Below are 15,224 nucleotides of genomic sequence, written 5' to 3'. Positions count from 1 at the left end.
CGACACTTCCGAAACGCGCTAGGAGATCAGGAGGATGCCGCGCAGCGCGGTGAATCTCACTGCCGGGCGGGGCGCAACCTCATCGTTTCGGGTCGATTGACAGCGAGGGAATGCGCTGGAAACATCGATCCTATATGGGAGCGCTCCCAGTCCCTGCCCCCACCACCACCGCCCCCGACGTACGGAAGGAATCTCCGTGACCCCATCCCGACGTCGCCTCACGGCGCTCGCCGCGGCCACCACCCTCGTCCTGACCGGCACCACTACCGTCCCGGCCCACGCCGAAGTACCCCCCGACGCGCCCGAGCAGATCCGCAACGGCGACTTCAGCGCCGGCACCAGCCCCTGGTTCTCGTACGGCACCGGCGACCTCGGGGTCACCGACGGCCGGCTCTGCACCACCGTCCCCGGCGGCCTGGCGAACCCCTGGGACGCCGGCATCGGCCAGGACGCGGTCCCGCTGATCGCGGGCGCCGAGTACGAGCTCTCCTTCGACGTCTCCGCCACCACCGGGACGGCCCTCACGGCGGTGCTCCAGCTCGGTAGCGCGCCCTACACCACGTACGCCAGCGTCAACGCCACCGCGACCGGCACCGCGCAGCACGTCGCCAAGACGTTCACCGCCCCGGCCGACAACCCCAACGCGCAGCTCATCTTCCAGGTCGGCGGCAGCCCGCAGGCACAGACCGTCTGCCTGGACAACGTCTCGCTGCGCGGCGGCGAGGCGGCCCCGCCGTACGAGCCGGACACCGGGCCGCGCGTACGGGTCAACCAGGTCGGCTACCTGCCCGGCGGCCCGAAGCACGCCACCGTCGTCACCGACGCCACCGACCCGATGCCGTGGCAGCTGAAATCCGCGGCCGGCACGGTGGTGGCCGGCGGCCAGACCACCCCGCGCGGCGTGGACGCGGCCTCGCAGCAGCACGTGCACACCGTCGACCTCTCCTCGTTCCGCACCCCGGGCACCGGCTACACTCTGGTCGCCGACGGGGAGACCAGCCACCCGTTCGACATCTCCGGCACCCTCTACGACGGGCTGCGCGCCGACTCGCTCCAGTTCTTCTACGCCCAGCGCAGCGGCATCGCGATCGACGGCGACCTGATCGGCACCGAGTACGCCCGTCCGGCCGGGCACCTCGGCGTGGCACCCAACCAGGGCGACACCTACGTGCCCTGCCAACCCGGGGTCTGCGACTACTCCCTCGACGTGCGCGGCGGCTGGTACGACGCCGGCGACCACGGCAAGTACGTGGTCAACGGCGGCATCGCCACCTACCAGTTGCTGAGCGCCTTCGAGCGGACCAAGACCGCGGAGACCGCCGCCGGGGGCGCGGCGCTCGGCGACTCGACCCTGCGCGTGCCCGAGTGGGGCAACCAGGTCCCGGACATCCTCGACGAGGCCCGCTGGGAGCTGGAGTTCCTGCTGCGGATGCAGGTGCCGGCCGGCCAGCCGCTCGCCGGGATGGCCCACCACAAGATCCACGACCGGAACTGGACCGGGCTGCCGCTCGCGCCGCAGGACGACCCGCAGCCGCGTGAGCTGCACCCGCCGTCCACCGCCGCCACCCTCAACCTGGCCGCCGTCGCCGCCCAGTGCGCCCGGCTCTTCGCCCCGTACGACGCCGCCTTCGCGGGCCGCTGCGGCACCGCCGCGAAGACCGCGTACGCGGCGGCCAAGGCGCACCCGAAGAGCTACGCCTCGGCGGCCGACGGCAACGGCGGCGGCGCGTACGACGACTCGAACGTCACCGACGAGTTCTACTGGGCGGCCGTCGAGCTGTGGCTGACCACCGGGGAGCCGGCTTACCTGACCGACCTCACCGCGTCACCGCTGCACACCGCCGATGTCTTCGCCGCCGGGGGCGCTTTCGGCTGGCAGAGCGTCGCCGCGCTGGGCCGGCTCGACCTGGCCACCGTGCCGAACGCGCTGCCGGCCGCCGAGCAGGCCCGGATCCGCGCATCGGTGACCGCCGCCGCCGACCGCTACCTGGCCACCCTGCGCGGCCAGGCGTACGGGCTGCCGCTGCCCGGCGACGCGGGCGCGTACGTCTGGGGCGGCAACAGCAACATCATCAACAACGCGATCGTGCTCGCCACCGCGTTCGACCTGACCCGGGACGCGAAGTACCGGGACGGGGCGGTGCAGAGCGCCGACTACCTGCTCGGCCGCAACGCGCTGAACATCTCGTACGTGACCGGGTGGGGTGAGCACGCGGCGCGGAACCAGCACAGCCGGCTCTTCGCCCACCAGCTCGACCCGAACCTGCCGCACCCGCCGGCCGGCTCCCTGGCCGGGGGCGCGAACGCCGCCCTCCAGGACCCGTACGCGGCCAACCTGCTGGCCGGCTGCCAGCCTATGTTCTGCTACGTCGACGACATCAACTCGTACTCGACCAACGAGGTGGCGATCAACTGGAACTCGGCGCTGGCGTGGCTGGCGTCGTTCCTCGCCGACCAGCGTGACGCGGCGGCGGTGCCGGCGCCCACCTGCGCCGTCACGTACACCACTCACGGAAGCTGGCCGGAGGGCTTCAACACCCAGGTCACCGTGCGCAACACCGGCACGTCCGCGGTGAACGGCTGGAACGTACGGTGGGCCTTCACCGGCGACCAGAAGGTGCAGAGCTTCTGGTCGGCCCAGGTCAGCCAATCCGGTGCCACGGTCACCGCGACGAACGAGTCCTGGAACGCCACGATCACCCCGGGTGCCGAGATCACCTTCGGCCTGATCGGCTCAACATCCGGCGCTCCCAACCCCACCCCCACCCTGATCACCCTCAACAACCACGCCTGCACCCTCTCCTGACCGCCCGGGGCACCGCCCCAGCGGCAAGATCGTGCTCGATCCAGGAAGTAGTGGCCTCCAGCTCACCGGGAGGCCACTACTTCCATGTTCAAGCGTGATCATGCCGGGGGATCGGGCGGGTCCTGGCCGCGGGCGCGGGCCCAGGTGAGGAAGCGGTCGGTCAGGCCAGGCGGGCGGGTGTGGCAGTTGAGTACGTGCGGTCGCCCCGGCCGGCTCACCCCCGCCTCCCTTCACGCCAGCACCGGATACGCATGATCGGCCCTCCTCTCGGCGGTTTACTGGACGGGCCGCCCGGACGGCGTTGGCCGGGCGGCCCGCGGTCCCGCCGACGGTTCGGGCCACGGCGACGGTTCCGCTGAGCAGAAGCCTGCCGCGCGTCGCGAGACGGACACACCGTGTAGCGGTAGGGTCGGCGGACGTCTGGAACGTCCTTCGTGGAGGCCGGTGTGAACGACGCGCTGCGGGTGGCCATGGCCGAGGCGGGCGAGACGGCGGAGTCCCTCGCCGAGCGGGTCGGGGTGGACCCGAAGACGGCCGCCCGCTGGGTCACGCCGGGGCGGGTCCCGCACCCCCGACACCGGGCGGCGGTGTCCAGAGCGCTCGGCCGGGAGGTCGGCGACCTGTGGCCCGAGGTGGTCCGCCGCCGCGAGCCGGACTGGTTCCGGCGGTGGGCCGAGGTGGAGGAGGAGGCCAGCGCGCTCCGCTCGTTCGAAGCGTCCGTGCTGCCCGGCCTACTCCAGACCGAGGCGTACGCGCACGCGGTGCTGAGCAGCGGCCCACTCGCCGACGACGAGGTGGAGGGCTACGTGGCCGCCCGGCTCGCCCGCCAGGCCGCCGTCTTCGACCGGGCCCGGCCACCGCTGGCCATCTTCGTGATCGACGAGGCCGCGCTGCGCCGGGGCGAGCCGGAGATCATGCAGCCACAGCTCGACCACCTAGTCGCCATGGCGCAGCGACCCCGCGTGCTGCTGCACGTGCTGCCGCTGCGGGCCGGCTTCCACCCCGGGCAGGCCGGCCCGTTCGTCATCGCCACCGTTGACGACGGCGACGACGTGGCCTACCTGGACGACCAGGCCGCCGGGCGGACGACAAAGGACGTTGCTCCGCTGTGGCAGGTCTGGGACACTCTGAGGTCGATCGCGCTGCCGCGCGACCAGACGATCCAGCTCCTGAAGGCGCGACCATGGCTGACCTGACCGGCGCCCACTGGCGCACCAGCACCCGCAGCAGCTCCAACGGCGGCAACTGCGTCGAGGTCGCCGACAACCTCCCCGGCGTGATCCTGGTCCGTGACTCCAAGGACCGCACCGGCGCCACGCTCCACTTCAACCCCGCCGCCTGGCACGCGTTCGTCGACGTCGTCCGGGACTACCGCGGCTAGTTGTACTCGGCTGACACGTTCATGGCGGTCGGCTGATTCGGGGTAGCGAGTGCTGAGTAGCTGACTGGCGACGCTCAGTGCGGTGGACGAGGATAGTACCCGTGGCGAACGACATCAGCGGGATCATCCTGAGCAAGCAGGACCTTCGCGAAGTCACCGGTTACGCCGCTGAGAGCGCCCAGGAAGTCCTGGAGATCTTCGAGAGAGCACACCCGGCCGACTCGCGGCCTCGCGAGGCGGTCGACGCCGCGTGGGCGTTCGCACGAGGTGGCGAACGCGGGAAGTCACTGCGCGACACCGGGTGGGCGGCGCACAAGGCGGCCCGAGAGGCAGACACTGCGGCTGCGGGCGAGGCGGCACGAGCAGCGATGTGCGCGGCATCCGCTGCGTACCTGCATCCACTGGCCGACCGTCACCAGGTGAAGCACATTCTGGGGGCAGCGGAGCTTATTGCGGGCGATGATCGAGAGGTCGGCGCTCATCACCTTGGGCAAGCTCGCCAGCGCGCGACACCAGTCGTCGTTGACGTGCTCAGCCGCTACCCTGCGGCACCGCCTGGTGGAGGGCGCGTCGGGGAGCTGCTTCGCGATCTGGATGAGGCCCTGCGCAGCCACTTCTGAAGGTTGCGCCAGCCGAGGCGTTCATCGCCTTAAATGAACGGATGATCTCGCCGGTCGGCGGATCGCAAATAGTGCACGTGATGGCATGGCACCATCAGCGCACCCTCGACGCGAAGGAAAGTCATGGCGTACGTGTTCCTGCTGGCCGCGATCACCGCGGAGGTGATCGGCACCAGCCTGCTCAAGTCGACCGACGGTTTCACCCGGCTCTGGCCGACGCTCGGGCTGGCGGTGGCCTACGTGTCATCGTTCGGGCTGCTCGCCCTGGCGGTGAGGGAGATCCCGGTCGGCGTCGCGTACGCGATCTGGTCCGGGCTCGGCACCGCCGCGATCATGGCGATCGGGGCGGCCTTCCTGGGTGAGCCGCTCAGCGTCGCGAAGGTGATGGGCGCCGGCCTGGTGATCGCCGGGGTGGTGGTGCTCAACCTCGGCGGCGCCCACTGAGCCGCACCGAATCGGGTGGACGCGCCGCGGCACGTACGCGATCGTGACGGCACGCCGGTGGTCGACCGGCTGCCGAGCAGGGCCTCGTTCCCCGTCCGGCGGGTCGGCACCCGGCTGTTCTCGCTCGCCCCGGGCCAGCTGTGCCGCTGGCGGGCAAACTTCCGGTTCACCGGCTGCCAGTGCGCCGCCCGCTGGTGGTACGAGCAGTGGACCGTGCACGTCGCCCAGGCGCTGGCCCGACCCGACCTCTTCCACGACGCCGAGTGGACCCGTGACCGGGACGACCGGGTGCACCTGTACGGGGGGCCGCGCCCCGGCCGCCGCTGATTCCTCAGCCCGGGTCCGGGCCAACGCATTTTCCGGCGACCGCAGTACCCTGCACCGATGGCTATCCCCCTGCCGACCGGCGACTTCCGTGCGTACCTGTTCGACTGCGACGGCACCATCGTCGACTCGATGCCGCTGCACTACGCGGCCTGGTGTTCGGCGCTGGACGAGTGGGGCTGCGATTTCCCCGAGGAGCTTTTCTACGCCTGGGGCGGCCGCCCGATCGCCGACATCATCGCCACGCTCAACGAGCGGCACGGGTTGGCCATGCCGGTCGACACGGTCGCGCAGCGCCAGGAGGAGCTGTACCAGCGGTCGCTGCCCGGGTTGACCGGCGTGCCGGAGGTGCTGGCGCACATCGAGGACGCCCACGGGCGGATCCCGTTCGCGGTGGTCTCCGGCAGCACCCGGGAAGGCGTCACCGCCTCGCTCGGCATGCTGGGCCTGCTCGACCGGTTCGAGACGCTGGTCTGCGCCGGGGACTACGCGCGGGCCAAGCCCGATCCGGAGGCGTTCCTGCTCGCCGCCCGCCGGCTCGGCGTACCCCCGGCGGACTGCCTGGTCTTCGAGGACACCGACCTGGGCATCCAGGCCGCGACGGCGGCGGGCATGGCATCGGTCCGCGTACCGGCGCCGTGGGAGCGGGCCGGCGCGGCATGACGACCCCGAGCACGAAGGCAGCCACGAGCCGCACCGAAGCGATCAGGTAGCAGGGTGTGCAGCAGCGGCAACCTCGGCGTCACTGCGGAGGATGCAGAACTCGTTGCCCTCCGGATCGGCGAGTACCACCCATCCGGTCCCGTCGGGGTTCCGCCGGTCGTCGACTTGCGTCGCACCGAGGCCGATCAGCCGCGTCAGCTCCTCATCGCGCGAGCCGTCCGCCGGGCGCAAGTCGAAGTGGAGCCGATTCTTGGTCTGCTTCCGTTCTGGGACCTCGATGAACAGCAAACGGTGTCGACCGTCTGAGGAAGAGATCATGCACTCCTCATGGCCTGGCCCGTTGGGGTCGTCGGGGTCCTCGGCGTAGTCCAGGACGACTCGCCACCAGGACGACAAGGCGTAGGCGTTGGCGCAGTCGATGCTGGTATGAGAGATGTAGGCAGACATCCGGCCAGAATGCCGACGATCGAGAGCCGGCGCGACTGCTTTATCCGAGCGACGAGCGGGCCGGATTACCGGACGGCGGCTCCAGGGTGGTGGACGGCCCGATGTGACCGGCGTCGCGTCGCTCGGGACCACCGGCCCCGACCGGCCGTGCCTAGGGTCGGTGGCATGTGCGTCAGCGGCGAGCCTGTACCCGCGGCCGTGCCCGGGCGGCGCTGATGCGCGGTGCCCTGCCGATCCCGCCACCGGGGCGGCTGCGCACCCTGTCCCTGGCCACCTTGGCCAACACCGTCGGCTCGGGGCTGTGGCTGGCCGGGGCCGCCCTCTACCTGACCCGCGACGTCGGGCTCTCCCCCACCTCGGTCGGCGCTGGGCTGACCGTCGCCGGCCTGGTCGGGCTCACCGCCAGCGTGCCGCTCGGCGGGCTGGCCGACCGCCGGGACCCGCGTACGCTCCGCGCGGTCCTGCAGGTGTGCCAGGCGATCGTGGCGGCGGCGTACCTGCTGGTCGGCTCGTTCCCGGCGTTCCTCGCGGTGGCCGTGCTCGACGCGCTGCTCACCTCCGGCAACCTGGCGGTCCGCGCCGCGCTGGTCGCCGCCGTGGCCGGTCCGCAGGGCCGGGTACACGCCTTCGCCACCCTGCGCGCGGCGGCCAACCTGGGCATCGCGGTCGGTACGGCGCTGGCCGGGATGGCGCTGGCGGCAGACACACACGTGGCGTACCAACTGCTGGTGGCCGGCAACGCGACCACCTACCTGCTGTCGGCGGCGCTGCTGCTGCGGCTGCCGGCGTACCCGCCGAAGCCCCGCGACCCGGCAGCCGCCGGCGTACGCCGAGGCCGGGCGCTGCGCGACGGCCGGTTCATCGCCGTCAGCGGGGCGTCGGCGGTGCTCGCCCTGCACTGGACGGTGCTCACCCTCGTGGTGCCGCTGTGGACGGTGAGCCGGGCGGGTGCGCCACCGCCGGTGGTGTCGGCGGTGCTGCTCACCAACACGGTGCTCACCGTGCTGCTCGCGGTACGGCTGAGCCGCGGCGCGGACACCGCCGCGCCCGCGGCCCGGCAGCTGCGTCGGGCCGGCCTGGTGCTGGCGGCGGCGACGCCGCTCTACGCGGCCACCGCCGGCCTGCCCACCGTCCCTGCGGTCGCGCTCCTGCTCGTCGCCACGGTGGTCTACACGTTCGGCGACCTGTGGCACGGCACGGCCGGAGCGGGTCTCGCCTACGACCTGGCCCCGTCCGAGGCGATCGGGGCGTACCAGGGGGTGGACGGGCTGCTCGCCGGGCTGGCCCGCGCGGTCGGCCCGGCGCTGCTCACCCTGCTGCTGCTCGACGGCGGGGTGCCGGGCTGGCTGGCGCTCGGCGCGCTCTTCGCGGGCGTCGGCCTGGCCGCTCCGGCGCTGGCCCGGTGGGCGCTGGCGAACCGGGGCGCCGAGCGACCGGCGGTGGTCGGTGATCAGCCGGCAGCTGCCGTGTAGCAGCATGACTGCATGACGGACCAGTCGACCCTCACCATCCGGCCGGGCGGGCCGGACGATGCCCCCACCGTGCTGCGGCTGTTCGACACCGCCATCGCCTGGCTGGCGGCGCGCGGCCGGAGCGGCCAGTGGGGCACCGAGCCCGCGTCGGCCGACCCGCAGCGGATCGCCCAGACCGACGCGTGGGCCACCGGCGGCGGCCTGTACCTGGCCATGCTCGGCGACACCGCGGTGGGCGCCCTGGTGGTCGGCGCGGCCACCGACTACGTGCCGCCGGCCACCGAGCCGGAGCTGTACGTGAACCTGCTGGTCACCGACCGGGCGCACGTCGGCCACGGGATCGGGGCGCGGCTGCTGGCATACGCGGAGGAGTTGGCCCGCGACCGGGGCCTGGGCCTGCTGCGGGTGGACTGCTACGGCGGCGACGACCGGGCGCTCGTCCGCTTCTATGAGGGCTGCGGCTTCACCGCCACCGACCCGTTCACGGTGCACCGGCCCGGCCGCGACCCGTGGCCCGGCCAGGTGCTGGCCCGTCGCCTGGACTGAGGATCCTGGCGCGACCCGGTCGACGAAGGCCGGCTGCTACTCGGCGTGCGCGCCGGCGCCGGCACCGGCCTCTCCCTCGCCGACCCAGACGGTCTTGGTGTTGCAGAACTCCCGCATGCCGACGGCGGACAGTTCGCGGCCGTAGCCGGAATTCTTCACACCGCCGAACGGCAGCTCGGGGTAGGAGGTGGTCATGCCGTTGATGAAGACGTTGCCGGCGTCCAGGTCGGTGGCGAAGCGCTCCTGCTCGGCCGGGTCGGTGGTCCAGGCGTTCGAGCCGAGGCCGAAGGTGGTGCCATTGGCGATCTCGATCGCCTCCTCGTAGGAGGACGCCCGGTAGAGACCGGCGACCGGGCCGAAGACCTCCTCGGACCACATCCGCATCCCCGGGCGCAGGTCGGTGACCACAGTCGGCGGGTAGAACCACCCCTCGCCGGCGGGCAGTTCCCCGCCACAGAGGATGGTCGCCCCGTTGTCCGCCGCGTCCTGGACCTGCGCGTGCACCTCGGCGCGGCCCCGGTCGGAGGCCAGCGGGCCGACGTCGGTGCCGTCGTCCATCGGGTCGCCGACGGTGAGCGCGGACATCCGCGCGGCGAACTTCTCGGCGAAGGCGTCGAAGACGTCGGTGTGGACGATGAACCGCTTGGCGGCGATGCAGGACTGGCCGTTGTTCTGGCAGCGGGCGGTGGTGGCAACCTCGGCGGCCCGGTCCAGGTCGGCCGAGGGCATCACCACGAAGGGGTCGCTGCCGCCCAGTTCCAGCACGGTCTTCTTCAGTTCCCGGCCGGCGATCTGGGCGATCGAGCGGCCGGCGACCTCGCTGCCGGTGAGGGTGGCCGCGCGGACCCGCGGGTCGCTGAGAATCCGGTCGACGGCCTCCGAGCCCACCAGCAGCGTGGTGAACGCGCCCTCGGGAAAACCCGCCCGGCGAAACAGTTCCTCCAGGTAGAGGGCGGCCTGCGGCACGTTGGAGGCGTGCTTGAGCAGGCCGGTGTTGCCGGCCATCAGGGCGGGCGCGGCGAAACGCATGACCTGCCAGAGCGGAAAGTTCCACGGCATCACCGCGAGCACCGGCCCGATCGGCTGGTGGCGGACGAACGCTCGCTTCGCCTTGACCGCGCCGGCGTCTGCCGGCTCGTCGGCGAGCATCTCCGGGGCTTTGGCGGCGTAGAAGCGGCAGGCCGTGGCGCACTTGGTCACCTCGGCCTTCGCCGCCGCGTACGTCTTGCCCATCTCGGTGGTCATCATTCGGGCGGTCTCGTCCCGCTCGGCCTCCAGCAGGTCGGCCGCCGCGATGAGCCACCGGCCGCGCTGCGCGATGGTGGTGCCGTGCAACTGCCGGAAAGCCAGGTCGGCCCGCTCGATGGCGGCGTCGATCTGCTCGTCCGACATCGGGTCGTACGTCTTGAGTACCTGTCCGGTGGCGGGATTGGTGGTGGCGATGGACATGTCGTACTCCTGTCACTCGAACAGTGAGTGCCGCGCGCCCGGCTCCTCCCGGTGGCGGGCGGCGCGGCGGCGCTGGATGATGATCAGGTCGACCACGGCCACCACGGCGAGGATCACGCAGACCACGCCCAGCCAGATCACGTGCGCCGCGAAGGCGACCACCGCGACGCCGGTCATGGTGACCAGCCCGAAGAGGGCGAGCGCGAGCCGCAGGTTCAGCGCGCTGTACGCGTGGCCGACCGTGCCACGGGCACGGCGGGGCTGTGATCGCGTCATTCCTTCGGGCTACCCCCGCAGCGACCGCCCTAACCGACCCCACCCACCCCCTGCGCCTAGGGTCTGTCTCCCGGAACTTCGCCCGCCAAGATCCAGGGACACGCCTTAGCACGCAAGCGTTAACGATGGTTGTCTATGGCGGATAGGTGACAGGAGGTTTCTGCCGGCACGGTCGGTGTGCGTAGGGTCGGCGTGCCGTTTCGTCGGCGGACGGGAGGGCGGGATGCCTCGACGTGGTGTCGCCGCGCTGGCCTGCCTGGCGGCGCTGGTCGCGCTGGCCTGTGACGGCGCCGGCTCGGGAACCCCCCGGCCCTCGGGCTCGGCGACTCCCCGGCCGTCGGGCTCCGCGCGCCCCGGCAGCCCGGCCGTGATGACCGCGCTGGGCGATTCGATCACCACCGGCTTCGGTTCCTGCCTGGTGCTGGTGAGTTGCGAGCGCAACTCCTGGTCGACCGGGAACGGCACCCGGGTCCGCAGCCACTACCGCCGGCTGCGCGAGCGCGCGCCGGGGCTGCGGGCGTACGACCGGGCGACGCCGGGAGCCCGCGCGGTCGGCCTCGCCGAGCAGGCCCGCGCGGCGGTACGCGACAAGGCGGACTACGTCACGGTGCTGATCGGCGCGAACGACGCCTGCCGCGCCGACGTCGACGCGATGACCTCGGTGGCCACGTTCCGGAAGCAGGTCGACGCCGGCCTGCGGATGCTGCGGGAGGGCCGGCCGAAGGCCCGGGTGCTGGTGGTGAGCATTCCCGACCTGTACCGGCTCTGGGAGCTCGGGCACACCGAGCCCCGTGCGGTACGCGCCTGGTCGCACGGCGTCTGCCCGGCCCTGCTGGCCGACGCGACCTCGACCGCGCCGGCCGACGTGGCCCGGCGGGCCCGGTTCCGGGAGCGGATCGACGACTACGACGACCAGCTCCGCGCCGCCTGCCGGGCGTACGGATCACGGTGCCGCTGGGACGGCGGCGCGGCGCACCGGGCCCGGTTCAGCCTGGACGAGGTGAACTCGCTCGACTGGTTCCACCCCGACGCCGCGGGCCAGAACCGGCTCGCCGAGGTGACCTGGGCCGCCGCCGGCTGGGCCACCGACTGACCACCCCGGTTGGGCCCCGACCGGACCGCCATCGGTCCGGCCGGGCCACGGTTCCACAGCGGCCGCCAGGCCCGTCGTGGTCAGCCGAGGATCGCGTCGACGACCTGGGTGGCCCGGTCCTCGTGCTGGGCGTACGCCCAGGGGAACGCGGAGACCTGCACGGCCTGGGCGGCATCGGTGAGCGCCATGTAATCCCAGCCGGGGATCTGCAGCAGGGCGTTGAGGAACTGCTGGGTGGCGTACGCGGGCCGCATCAGGTCGCCCACCTCGCCCCAGCCGCTGCTCGGGCGCTGCTGGAACAGCCCGACCGAGTCGTGGTCCCAGCCGACGGCCTGGTGCGGGTAGTTCAGCGACTCGGTCAGGACGCCGCTGGCGTAGTTGTAGAGTTCGCTCTCCTGCATCGCGGTGGCCACCGCGATGATCAGGCCGCGGCGCGGCACACCCATGGCCCGGCCGGTCCGCACGATCGTCGTGGCGTTGTCCATCTGGTCCTGGTCGAGCCCGGCCACCGGGGCGATCCGCGTCGGCTTGGGCTTCGGTTTGGGTTTGGGCTTCGGTTTGGGCTTCGGCTTGGGCTTGGGCTTGGCGGTCGGTGTGGGTTGCGCCGTCGGGGACGAGGTGACGACCGGGTCGGCGGTCGGGGTGTCGGTGGGGTCGGCGGACGGAATGGCCGGGATGGGTGCCTGCCGGGCCATGCCGCGGGAGGCGGCGTCGGCGGCCGTCCGCTGGGCGATCTCCTGTGCCGACACTGGGGCCACCAAGTCGCTGATCGCGCCGGCGCCGACCTGGCTGAACCCGATCAGGCCGAGGCAGCAGACCGCGCTGGCGGCGACCGCCAGCCGGGCGCGACCGGACCGGGCAGCGCGGGGGTTTACGCGGTCGCCGACACGGGTAGGGCGGGATTCGGGGGAGAGGGGTTGGGGGTTGGCCGGCTCCGGGAGACCGGTTGACCGAACGGTGGAGGAAACATCGTCCGAACGGTCAGCCGATCCGCCGTGGCCGGAATGGTCGTCGAGGGTGCCGTCGTCACGCATTCGACGAGGCTAAGCGGGAGAAACCCCCGCAAAAGAGGGTGATCACGTGACCCTGGCCACAGTCTTTGCCTTCCAGATCGGATGCCGCGCCACAGCCTGGGGCCATGTGGATGAGTCCTCGCGAAGCGGTCGAACCTCCGGTCCCTACCGAGGCGCACCCCTCGGGGCAGAAACCTCGCAGCCGCCCAGACGTCAGTCGATGATCGACTAACTCATACTTTCGGCCGAATGCCGACATCGCCCTATTGGTGGATGAACGAGCAAGATCAGCGTTTTCGGGCCGCCCGGCATGCCGGCGTGGCCGAATCGTGATCATCGTCCAGCCCGTAACGGAATGGACCACGACGGCCGGTACGTTGGCCCGGACGGGGCGGCCGTGCCGGCACGGCCCGGCCCCGTACGCGCGTCCCAGGGAGGTCTCCACCGGTGCTCGACCCACACGAGCTCTACGAACTCACCGACGATCTGCCCGGCCTCGGCCAACCGGTGCTGATCCAGGCGCTCACCGGCTTCGTCGACGCCGGCAACGCCACCCGGCTGGCCCGGGAGCAGCTGCTCACCTCCCTCGAAGCCCGGCTGATCGCCCGCTTCGACGTCGATCAGCTCTTCGACTACCGCTCCCGGCGGCCAGTGATGACCTTCGTCGAGGACCACTGGGCCGACTACGACGCCCCGGCGCTGGAGCTGCACCTGCTGCGCGACGACGACGAGAACCCGTTCCTGCTGCTCACCGGTCCGGAGCCGGACCTGCAGTGGGAACGCTTCGTGGCGGCGGTCGCCGGCCTGGCCACCCGGCTCGGCGTCCGACTCACCGTCGGCCTCAACTCGATCCCGATGGCGGTGCCGCACACCCGACCCAGCGGCGTCACCGCGCACGCGACCCGTCGCGAGCTGATCGCCGGGCACGAGCCGTGGCTCCAGCGGGTCCAGGTACCGGGCAGCGTCGGCCACCTGCTGGAGTACCGCCTCGGCGAGCAGGGTCGCGACGCCCTCGGCTTCGCCGCGCACGTGCCGCACTACGTCGCCCAGACCGAGTACCCGGCCGCCGCCGAGGCGCTGCTCGCCGCGGTGTCCCGCAGCACCGGCCTGCTGCTGCCCCGCGACGGGCTGCGCTCGGCCGCCGAGGTGGTCCGGGTCGAGATCGACCGCCAGGTCGCCCAGACCGAGGAGGCGGCCAACCTGGTGCAGGCCCTGGAGGAGCAGTACGACGCGTTCGCCCGCGGACGCGGCGAGAAGAACCTGCTCGCCAACGAGACCGGCCCCCTGCCCACCGCCGACGAGCTGGGCGCCGAGCTGGAACGCTTCCTCGCCGAGCAGCCCCATCCTGGCGACACCCCCGAGCGCTGACCGCCTCGCGGGAGGCACCGCCCCGGCTCGCCGACCGCGCGACACTCCGGGACGCCGGACCGGCGGGGCGGCCGGCGATGGGGCAGGCTGGGGACATGCGCCTGGCGACGTGGAACGTCAACTCGGTGAAGGCCCGCCTGCCCCGGCTGCTGGACTGGCTGGCCACCACGAAGCCCGACGTCGTCTGCCTGCAGGAGACCAAATGCCCCGACGGGGCGTTCCCGGTCGCCGAGGTGGGCGCCCTCGGCTACGAGGCGGCCAGCCACAGCGACGGCCGGTGGAACGGGGTGGCTGTGCTGTCCCGGGTCGGGCTGGCCGACGTGGCGGTCGGCTTCCCCGGCGAGCCGGGCTTCCCCCTGCCCGAGGCGCGGGCGCTCTCGGCCACCTGCGACGGGCTGCGGGTCTGGTCGGTGTACGTGCCGAACGGCCGCTCCCCCGACGACCCGCACTACGCGTACAAGCTCGCCTGGCTGGCGGCGCTGCGCGACGCGCTGGAGCCGGAACTGGTCGCCGGGTCGCCGCTCGCGGTCTGCGGGGACTTCAACGTCGCCCCGACCGACGCCGACGTCTGGGACCCGGCGCTCTTCGTCACCTCCACCCACGTCACCCCGGCCGAGCGGGCTGCCCTGGCCGCACTGCGCGACCTCGGGCTCAGCGATGTCGTGCCCACCCCGATGAAGGGCCCGCACCCCTACACGTACTGGGACTACCGGGCCGGCATGTTCCACCAGAACAAGGGCATGCGGATCGACCTGGTGTACGCCTCCGCGCCGTTCGCCCGCGCGGTCCGCTCCGCGTACGTGGACCGGGAGGCGCGCAAGGGCAAGGCCCCCTCGGACCACGCCCCGATCGTGGTGGACGCCGACCTGGTGCCGGTCGTCGAGGCGTTCTGAAAAGTAGGGTGGGAGCCATGGCAGTGGTGAAGATCAACGCGATCGACGTCCCGCCGGGTGCCGGCGAGGAGCTGGAGAAGCGGTTCGCCGCCCGGGCCGGCGCGGTGGAGAACTCGCCCGGCTTCCTCGGCTTCGAGCTGCTCCGCCCGGTCGCCGGAGAGAACCGCTACTTCGTCTATACGAAGTGGGATTCGGAGGAGGCCTACCAGGCGTGGGCGCAGGGGCCGTCCCGCGCCGCGCACGCCGGCGGCGAGGGCGGCGAGGGCGGCGAGGGCGGCGAGCCACGCAAGCCGGTCACCATCGGGGCCACACTGCTGGAGTTCGAGGTGGTCCAGCAGGTGCCCGGCAAGGACTGAGAACTGAATCATGCGTTCGCGGGTGTCGGCAAGGCGGAGCCACGCTTGACCGATCCACTTAGGACGTTGATCA

Annotated in this window: 17 protein-coding genes; 13 read left to right on the top strand and 4 right to left on the bottom strand. The window is 72.3% G+C overall.

Going from position 1 to position 15,224, the window contains the following annotated elements:
* Nucleotides 1–196 precede the first annotated feature (196 nt).
* The 7 genes from ACNAW0_RS10715 to ACNAW0_RS10685 all read left to right on the top strand — a co-directional run bounded on the left by ACNAW0_RS10715 (nucleotide 197) and on the right by ACNAW0_RS10685 (nucleotide 6,238).
* Nucleotides 197–2,806, top strand: coding sequence for a glycoside hydrolase family 9 protein (locus ACNAW0_RS10715; RefSeq protein ID WP_416287598.1), 2,610 nt, complete (start codon nucleotides 197–199; stop codon nucleotides 2,804–2,806).
* A gap of 470 nt (nucleotides 2,807–3,276) precedes the next feature.
* Complete coding sequence (locus ACNAW0_RS10710) at nucleotides 3,277–4,002, top strand: Scr1 family TA system antitoxin-like transcriptional regulator (RefSeq protein ID WP_416287634.1); 726 nt, start codon at nucleotides 3,277–3,279, stop codon at nucleotides 4,000–4,002.
* Nucleotides 3,990–4,187, top strand: a complete 198-nt coding sequence (locus tag ACNAW0_RS10705; protein ID WP_416287597.1) for a DUF397 domain-containing protein — start codon at nucleotides 3,990–3,992, stop codon at nucleotides 4,185–4,187. Before ACNAW0_RS10710 ends, ACNAW0_RS10705 begins: the two co-directional genes overlap by 13 nt.
* 101 nt (nucleotides 4,188–4,288) lie before the next feature.
* Nucleotides 4,289–4,807: a putative immunity protein gene (locus ACNAW0_RS10700; protein WP_416287596.1), complete on the top strand. Its 519-nt coding sequence runs from the start codon at nucleotides 4,289–4,291 to the stop codon at nucleotides 4,805–4,807.
* 123 nt (nucleotides 4,808–4,930) lie between these two features.
* On the top strand, nucleotides 4,931–5,251 hold the full coding sequence (locus tag ACNAW0_RS10695; RefSeq protein WP_416287595.1) for a DMT family transporter: 321 nt from the start codon (nucleotides 4,931–4,933) through the stop codon (nucleotides 5,249–5,251).
* Nucleotides 5,252–5,266: 15 nt separating this feature from the next.
* Nucleotides 5,267–5,578 carry a hypothetical protein gene (locus ACNAW0_RS10690; RefSeq protein ID WP_416287594.1) on the top strand — a complete coding sequence of 104 codons (312 nt, stop codon included), beginning with the start codon at nucleotides 5,267–5,269 and terminating at the stop codon, nucleotides 5,576–5,578.
* A 57-nt stretch (nucleotides 5,579–5,635) separates the two neighbouring features.
* Nucleotides 5,636–6,238 carry an HAD family hydrolase gene (locus tag ACNAW0_RS10685; protein WP_416287593.1) on the top strand — a complete coding sequence of 201 codons (603 nt, stop codon included), beginning with the start codon at nucleotides 5,636–5,638 and terminating at the stop codon, nucleotides 6,236–6,238.
* A gap of 42 nt (nucleotides 6,239–6,280) precedes the next feature.
* Here ACNAW0_RS10685 and ACNAW0_RS10680 read toward each other — a convergent pair whose 3' ends face one another.
* Nucleotides 6,281–6,685, bottom strand: a complete 405-nt coding sequence (locus ACNAW0_RS10680; protein ID WP_416287592.1) for a VOC family protein — start codon at nucleotides 6,683–6,685, stop codon at nucleotides 6,281–6,283.
* Nucleotides 6,686–6,900: 215 nt separating this feature from the next.
* Here ACNAW0_RS10680 and ACNAW0_RS10675 point away from each other — a divergent pair, with 215 nt between their 5' ends.
* Both ACNAW0_RS10675 and ACNAW0_RS10670 read left to right on the top strand, forming a co-directional pair.
* Entirely contained in the window at nucleotides 6,901–8,157 is a 1,257-nt protein-coding gene (locus ACNAW0_RS10675; RefSeq protein ID WP_416287633.1) for an MFS transporter, read from the top strand.
* 12 nt (nucleotides 8,158–8,169) lie between these two features.
* A complete protein-coding gene (locus ACNAW0_RS10670) occupies nucleotides 8,170–8,703 on the top strand; it encodes a GNAT family N-acetyltransferase (RefSeq protein ID WP_416287591.1) in 534 nt (177 codons plus the stop codon).
* Between the two features lie 36 nt (nucleotides 8,704–8,739).
* Here ACNAW0_RS10670 and ACNAW0_RS10665 read toward each other — a convergent pair whose 3' ends face one another.
* On the bottom strand, nucleotides 8,740–10,152 hold the full coding sequence (locus ACNAW0_RS10665; RefSeq protein ID WP_416287590.1) for an NADP-dependent succinic semialdehyde dehydrogenase: 1,413 nt from the start codon (nucleotides 10,150–10,152) through the stop codon (nucleotides 8,740–8,742).
* A 12-nt stretch (nucleotides 10,153–10,164) separates the two neighbouring features.
* Nucleotides 10,165–10,428, bottom strand: a complete 264-nt coding sequence (locus tag ACNAW0_RS10660; RefSeq protein ID WP_416287589.1) for a DUF6343 family protein — start codon at nucleotides 10,426–10,428, stop codon at nucleotides 10,165–10,167.
* A 223-nt stretch (nucleotides 10,429–10,651) separates the two neighbouring features.
* Between ACNAW0_RS10660 and ACNAW0_RS10655 the strand changes: the two genes are divergently transcribed.
* Nucleotides 10,652–11,521, top strand: coding sequence for a GDSL-type esterase/lipase family protein (locus ACNAW0_RS10655; RefSeq protein WP_416287588.1), 870 nt, complete (start codon nucleotides 10,652–10,654; stop codon nucleotides 11,519–11,521).
* A gap of 80 nt (nucleotides 11,522–11,601) precedes the next feature.
* On the opposite strand, the gene ACNAW0_RS10650 is transcribed toward ACNAW0_RS10655, so the two are convergent.
* Nucleotides 11,602–12,555, bottom strand: coding sequence for a peptidase M23 (locus ACNAW0_RS10650; protein WP_416287587.1), 954 nt, complete (start codon nucleotides 12,553–12,555; stop codon nucleotides 11,602–11,604).
* Between the two features lie 426 nt (nucleotides 12,556–12,981).
* On the opposite strand from ACNAW0_RS10650, the gene ACNAW0_RS10645 reads away from it, so the two are divergent.
* The 3 genes from ACNAW0_RS10645 (at nucleotide 12,982) to ACNAW0_RS10635 (ending at nucleotide 15,151) form a co-directional block, all read left to right on the top strand.
* Nucleotides 12,982–13,902 carry a proteasome assembly chaperone family protein gene (locus tag ACNAW0_RS10645; protein ID WP_416287586.1) on the top strand — a complete coding sequence of 307 codons (921 nt, stop codon included), beginning with the start codon at nucleotides 12,982–12,984 and terminating at the stop codon, nucleotides 13,900–13,902.
* Between the two features lie 95 nt (nucleotides 13,903–13,997).
* Nucleotides 13,998–14,795, top strand: coding sequence for an exodeoxyribonuclease III (locus tag ACNAW0_RS10640; RefSeq protein ID WP_416287585.1), 798 nt, complete (start codon nucleotides 13,998–14,000; stop codon nucleotides 14,793–14,795).
* Nucleotides 14,796–14,812: 17 nt separating this feature from the next.
* A complete protein-coding gene (locus ACNAW0_RS10635) occupies nucleotides 14,813–15,151 on the top strand; it encodes an antibiotic biosynthesis monooxygenase family protein (protein WP_416287584.1) in 339 nt (112 codons plus the stop codon).
* The last annotated feature ends 73 nt before the right edge of the window (nucleotides 15,152–15,224 follow it).

The organism is Micromonospora sp. SL1-18, assembly GCF_047921505.1.
Lineage (GTDB): Bacteria > Actinomycetota > Actinomycetes > Mycobacteriales > Micromonosporaceae > Micromonospora.
This window is presented reverse-complemented; position numbering and strand designations above follow the sequence as displayed.